This is a genomic window from Aerococcus sp. HMSC062A02 (assembly GCF_001809535.1).
Classification (GTDB): Bacteria; Bacillota; Bacilli; order Lactobacillales; family Aerococcaceae; genus Aerococcus.
The window spans coordinates 1-6183 of sequence record NZ_KV797942.1; the positions used below are offsets into that span (position 1 = coordinate 1).

Annotated in this window: 5 protein-coding genes; all 5 read left to right on the forward strand. The window is 47.1% G+C overall.

What is annotated here, in order from left to right; all coding sequences use genetic code 11:
- Positions 1-308: 308 nt before the first annotated feature.
- The 5 genes from HMPREF2626_RS08165 to msrA all read left to right on the forward strand — a co-directional run bounded on the left by HMPREF2626_RS08165 (position 309) and on the right by msrA (position 5858).
- Positions 309-1013, forward strand: a complete 705-nt coding sequence (locus tag HMPREF2626_RS08165) for a response regulator transcription factor (RefSeq protein ID WP_070619956.1) — start codon at positions 309-311, stop codon at positions 1011-1013.
- A gap of 27 nt (positions 1014-1040) precedes the next feature.
- Complete coding sequence (locus HMPREF2626_RS08170; RefSeq protein ID WP_070619959.1) at positions 1041-2186, forward strand: sensor histidine kinase; 1146 nt, start codon at positions 1041-1043, stop codon at positions 2184-2186.
- Between the two features lie 41 nt (positions 2187-2227).
- Positions 2228-3571, forward strand: coding sequence for a serine hydrolase (locus HMPREF2626_RS08175; RefSeq protein ID WP_168162727.1), 1344 nt, complete (start codon positions 2228-2230; stop codon positions 3569-3571).
- A gap of 338 nt (positions 3572-3909) precedes the next feature.
- Positions 3910-5202, forward strand: a complete 1293-nt coding sequence (serS, locus tag HMPREF2626_RS08180; protein WP_070619965.1) for a serine--tRNA ligase — start codon at positions 3910-3912, stop codon at positions 5200-5202.
- 137 nt (positions 5203-5339) lie between these two features.
- Positions 5340-5858 (forward strand): peptide-methionine (S)-S-oxide reductase MsrA, encoded by a 519-nt coding sequence (msrA, locus tag HMPREF2626_RS08185; protein WP_070619967.1) that lies wholly within the window; start codon positions 5340-5342, stop codon positions 5856-5858.
- Positions 5859-6183 lie beyond the last annotated feature (325 nt).

Genomic DNA, 6183 nt, shown 5'->3' on the forward strand with positions numbered 1-6183 from the left:
TATCCCTTTTGCTCCAGAGGTCCACTTCTACCCGTGCGCCCTCACACCCTTTGCAGTCGGGTTCGCAAAGGCAGAAGCTTCTCCACTTCACACGATCGAAACGTGCAAGCGGGGCTTGCCCTTTTTCGTTCGTGCTCCAGTGGTAAGCTTCTAAACGCCTTTGCTCACACCCTTTGATTTAATTCTTTCTTAAGGAGATTTGTGGGTTTTCTTTAAACAATTATAGGGATGTTTTGCTAAAATATAGGGGAGTATGTTCTTAGTAAAGTAATAGTATGTAAATAAGTTTTGTGTAAGGGAGTGGCGAGATGAAGTTATTGATTGTTGATGATGATAAGGATATTGTTGAGTTACTGACGATTTATTCTAAGAATGAGGGCTACCAGGTGGTCCAGGCTTTTGATGGGGATGATGCCCTCAAGCAGATGGTGGATAATCCGGATATTGACTTGATGATCTTGGATATTATGATGCCAGGTAAGGATGGTTTGACCCTCTTGAAGGAGCTCCGGGGACGGAATGTTGAGATTCCCATCCTCTTGTTGTCGGCTAAGTCCAGCGATATGGACAAGATTTCTGGTTTGACGACGGGGGCGGATGACTATGTGACCAAGCCCTTCAATGCCCTAGAAGTCATGGCCCGGGTCAAGTCCCTCTTGCGTCGGGCTAACTTGTCGGATGAGAATAATACCGATACGATTGAGATTGGGCCTTTGACGATTCATAAGAATTCTCATGAGGTGAAGACCATCGATGGCAAGGAGATCCAGCTCACGGCTTTAGAATTTGGGATTCTTTACCTCTTGGCCAGCCATCCGAATGAAGTCTTCAGTGCGGACGAAATTTTTGAACGGGTTTGGCAGCAAGATTCTGTTGTTTCTGCCAAGACGGTGATGGTCCATGTCAGTCACCTGCGCGATAAGATTGGTAAGGCAACCAATGGCGATAAGGTGATTTCAACAGTTTGGGGGGTAGGCTACCGGATTGTCGATCCGACAGCTGACCAAGTCTAGTACCAAGGGATGAAGGGAGGCAAGTGCATGTATCATTCCAAGCGAAGTAAATACCGCGTCTTTCTTGAAGTTTTCTTTGAGGCGGTGGTTTGGACAGCCATTCTTTTGTTGGGGTATTTTGGCATTATGTTCGTTTTGATCTTTGCCTACGATTATTACTATGTCCAGATTATGCAGCAAAATCCCTTCTCCATTATTCTCCAACCCTATTTCCAGCAGAATTTTTTCTTAGGATTCACCCTTTGCTATGTGGTGATTGGTCTGGGGGCAGTCGCTTGGCGGATTTATCGCCGTTATCGGACGGTCCAATTGGGTTATATCTTGGATGAACTGCATTTTATTTCTCAGGGAAACTATGACCACCGGATTTCCAGTAAGCACTTGGATTCGATGAAGCCGGTGGTGTCCTCGATTAACCGCCTGGTGGATAGCACGGTTGAGGCCATGGAGGAAGAGCGCCGAATTGAACAGTCCAAGGATGAGTTGATTGTCAACATGTCCCATGATATCCGGACCCCGCTGACCTCGGTGATCGGCTACTTAGGTCTCTTGGAGAGCGGCCATTACAATGATGAGGAAGAAATGAAGCACTATGCCCATATTGCTTATACCAAGTCCCTGCAATTGCAGCGGATGGTGAATGACCTCTTTGAATACACCAAGATTAGCCAGGTCAATATCCAGCTCAATGTTATGCCCATCAATGTGGTACGGATGCTCCAGCAGATGCTGGTTGAATTTGAGATGGAGGCGGAACAAGCCGGTCGCGAGCTCCGCTTGGATGTCCCAGAAGACCAGGAAATAATTGTCGATGTGGATCCAGAGCAATTGGCCCGGGTTTTCTCTAACCTACTGACCAATGCCTTTAAATATGGTGGCGATGGTGACTATGTCCGTGTGGCGGTCAGCCAGGATGCTAAAGAGACCACTTTTGTCGTCGAAAATGATGGCGACCAGATTCCAGAAGAGGCCTTAGACCGACTTTTCCAACGCTTTTATCGGGTGGATAGCTCACGCTCCCAAGAAAAATCCGGTAGCGGCCTAGGCCTGGCTATTGCAGAAGGGGTTGTCTTCCACCACCACGGCAAGATATGGGCGGAATCGGATAGCCAGAGCACACGTTTTATTTTTAAAATTCCGAATCATTACCAGGAAGAGAGGTTGAATGGATGACTCTTGGAAAGAAGCTGAAAGTTTTTAAAGTGGGGCTCGTTTTGACTTTGTTATGGACGGTTTTCAGCCCGACTCTGGTTCTTGCTGAGGATCGGGGAACGAGCCTGGGGGACTTTTCTAGCCAGCTGGCGAGTCAATTGAACTTGGAAGTTGACCAGGCCGCAGCTATGGACCCAGCGACTGGCCAGGCCCTCTTCCGCTACCAGGATGATGACTTGCACGGGATTGCTTCCTTGACCAAGTTGCTGAGCTTGTATGTGGTTTACGATGCCATCAAGGCTGGTCAATTAGATTTCGATACCAAGATTCCCGTCTCTGAAGGGGTGGCTGAACTCTCCCGCCTCCCCAACTTATCTAATGTCCCTCTGGATGCGTCAACGGACTATTACACTGCCGGCGACCTGATCGATGCCACCTTAATTTATTCAGCTAATTCAGCCATTGTAGCCCTGGCCCAATATGTGGCAGGGGACGAGGCAACTTTTGTGGAACAGATGGGCGATAAGCTGGAGTCTTTAGGGATCACAGATTACAAACTCTACACGGCTTCGGGTTTAGATGGGAAATATCAGACGACCCATGGTGACCAGTACACCAGCCAGGACGAGAACCAGATGCGGGGGATTGACCTCTTGCGGATGACCCAGCACTTATTGGAAGACTATCCTGATATTCTCAAACGCTCGGCGGTTCCTGTTAAAGACTTCCAAGTTAACCCAGAGACGACTTTTCGGATGGTGAATTTCAATGAGTTTCTCCCGGGACTGGCTCATGGACGCGAGGACGTCTTGGGATTGAAGACCGGGACGGAAGACTTAGCTGGAGCCTGTATCCTGATTGTCAGCCGGATCAACGACCGTCCTGTCTTGCTTTTGACCCTGGGAGCGAGCGATAATGAGGCCCGCTACCGGGAAACTAACAAGTTATTGAACGGCCTGCAGGACAATCTAGCTTGGACCCTCCTCCACCAAAAAGGGGAAGTCTTCGCTAGCCGGGACCATGTGGATGTCTACCAAGGACGCCAAGACCAGGTGGACCTGCTCTACCAGGATAATTCAGCTGCCTTCTTGCCCCAAGGAATCGATTGGGCCCAAGAAAAGGTGGAATCTTATAGCGATAATTGGCGGTACACCCCCCAAGGGACCCTGCAGGTGAAGGCTCCGCTTGATCCTAGTCAGGCTGTTAACCAGGTGACCATCCGTCTGCCCTTCCTTGAAGACGTGGAGGGTCAGGATATGGCCTTGACCAATGCCATTGTGCCGAGTGAAGAAGTGGAAGGCCTGAGCCCCATTGTCCGGGTGACACGGCGCATGTCCCAGTTGATTGAATCCTTGGTGGACCAGGTGGAAGACTGGCTCGATACGCAAAGTGCAAAGGCAAATTGACATTTATTGAGAGAAAGATTATAATAGCATTAATAGATAAAAAGTAGGATTGTGACTAGTAAGTGATGGATAAGTTCAAGAGAGTCCGTGGTTGGTGGGAACGGATACTTGTTATCATGGAATCCACACAATCGCTGAGTGCGAGCCCGTAGATGGGTGAAGCATTTCCGGACAGACCGTTAACTGAAGAGTGCAGCAAGCATATAGTGATATGCTGAAGCAGGGTGGTACCGCGCAATAATGCCGAAACAAGCAGCTATTCCGTCCCTTTCTTAATCGAAAGGGTATGGAATAGCTTTTTTATTTTAATTTTTTACATTAATGGAGGAGGAAGACCCATGATTGATATGCGTCAATTACGAAATAATTTTGAAGAAACAGCCCAATTGTTAGAGACTCGCGGGGTGAGCCGGGAAGAGTTGGACCAAGTGATGGCTCTCGATGAAGACCGTCGTAAGCTCTTAGTTCAAGTCGAAGAACAGAAGAAAGTCCGTAACCAAACCTCAGAAGAAATTGCCCAGTTGAAACGGAACAAAGAAGATGCAGATGACAAGATTAAGGCCATGCAGGAACTAGGCGAGGAAATCTCTAAGCTAGACCAAGAAGTCAAAGCGGTTGAAAACAAACGTCATGATATCTTAGCCCGCATTCCGAATTTGCCTGCAGAAGGCGTTCCAGTAGGGGAAGATGAAGACGATAATGAAGAAATCCACCGCAAGGGCGAGCTGCCAAACTTTGACTTCACGCCTAAAGCCCACTATGAAATTGGTGAAGACTTAGGCATCCTTGATTTCGCAGCAGGCGGCAAGGTAGCTGGCTCACGCTTCCTCTACTACCGTGGGATGGGGGCTAAGCTAGAGCGGGCTCTCTACAACTTCATGCTCGACCAACACGCTAAGGAAGGTTATATTGAAACCATCACCCCTTACCTGGCCAATGACCAAGCTATGTACGGGACTGGTCAGTTCCCTAAATTTACTGAAGATGTTTTCCAAATTGAACATGACGACCGCGACTTGACCTTGATCCCAACTGCCGAAGTGACCTTGACCAACTACTATGCAGGAGATATCATTCCAGGTGAAGAATTACCTATTAAGTTCACCGCGATGTCACCTTGCTTCCGTTCAGAAGCGGGTTCTGCAGGCCGGGATACCCGGGGCTTGATCCGTCTCCACCAATTCCACAAGGTTGAAATGGTCAAATTTGCTAAACCAGACCAATCCTTCGATGAACTCGAAAGCATGACCCAAAATGCGGAAAATATTTTAGATATGCTGAAATTACCTTACCGCCGCATCGTTCTCTGTACCGGTGACATGGGCTTCTCAGCTTCTAAGACTTATGATATCGAAGTTTGGATCCCAGCCCAAGATACCTACCGGGAAATTTCATCATGCTCAAACTGCGTAGACTTCCAAGCACGCCGGGCTAAGATCCGCTACCGCGATGAGAACGGTAAACCGCAACTCGCCCATACCTTGAATGGTTCAGGTTTGGCTGTCGGTCGGACCGTAGCAGCAGTCCTTGAAAACTACCAAAATGCGGATGGCTCAGTGACCATCCCAGAAGTACTCGTTCCTTACATGGGTGGCGTAACGAAGATTACTAAAGAGAATGCACTGGGTTAGAAACAAAGTGGAATAATAGATAAGAAGAGGTTGGAGGCAAAAGCCCCAGCCTCTTTTGTCATTTGAGACCTAGAAGTAGGTGAACGACCGAAAAGCTGTTACAATAGAAGTAAGTTAGCAAAGGAAGGTGATGCGATATGGCAGAAAAGAAAGCTATTTTTGCAGGGGGATGTTTTTGGTGTATGGTCCAACCCTTCGACCAATATCCTGGTATTATTTCAGTTGTATCGGGTTATACAGGTGGACATGTGCCCAATCCAACTTATCAGGAAGTCTGCCGGGGCAATACCGGCCACACAGAAGCTGTCGAAATTACTTACGACCCTGAAGTGATTTCATATGAAGACTTACTGAAGATTTACTGGCAACAGACAGACCCAACGGATGCCATGGGTCAATTCGTTGACCGGGGAGATTCTTACCGGCCAGTAATCTTTTATGCGGATGAAGAGCAGAAGCAAGCAGCACTTGATTCAAAAGCGGCACTCGAAGCCAGCGGACGTTTCGACGATCCGATTGTGACTCAGATTGAACCCGCCCAAGCCTTTTATCCAGCAGAAGATTACCACCAAGATTTCTATAAGAAGAATCCCGAACACTACCAACGCTACCGTCGAGGCTCTGACCGCCAAAGCTTTATTGACGAAAATTGGTAGGAGAACGAGTAAAGAGTGACAAAAGCTGCTAGCTGGGCTTTTGTCACTTTTTATTTTTCTAAGTAAAATTAAGAAAAAGACTTTACAAAGATCTAGAAAGGTGATAATATATTTCTTGTCCTCAAAAAGGCCGTAAGCAAAATAAATGTTTTTGAAAAAAAGCCTTGACGAAGATCTGTGAGAAATGCTATACTATAAAAGTTGTTTCTCAAGAAAACAAAAAAAGAATTTGAAAAAGTTCTTGACATTTCGTTCTTGATGAGATATCATTAAATAGTTGTCTCAAAGAGAGACGAGATAGACCTTTGAAAACTGAACAAAGAAG

Excerpts from the sequence above, each read along its gene's own strand:
- HMPREF2626_RS08165 (WP_070619956.1), top strand. The coding sequence starts at position 309 with ATGAAGTTATTGATTGTTGATGATGATAAGGATATTGTTGAGTTACTG.
- HMPREF2626_RS08170 (WP_070619959.1), top strand. The coding sequence starts at position 1,041 with ATGTATCATTCCAAGCGAAGTAAATACCGCGTCTTTCTTGAAGTTTTC.
- serS (WP_070619965.1), top strand. The coding sequence starts at position 3,910 with ATGATTGATATGCGTCAATTACGAAATAATTTTGAAGAAACAGCCCAA.
- msrA (WP_070619967.1), top strand. The coding sequence starts at position 5,340 with ATGGCAGAAAAGAAAGCTATTTTTGCAGGGGGATGTTTTTGGTGTATG.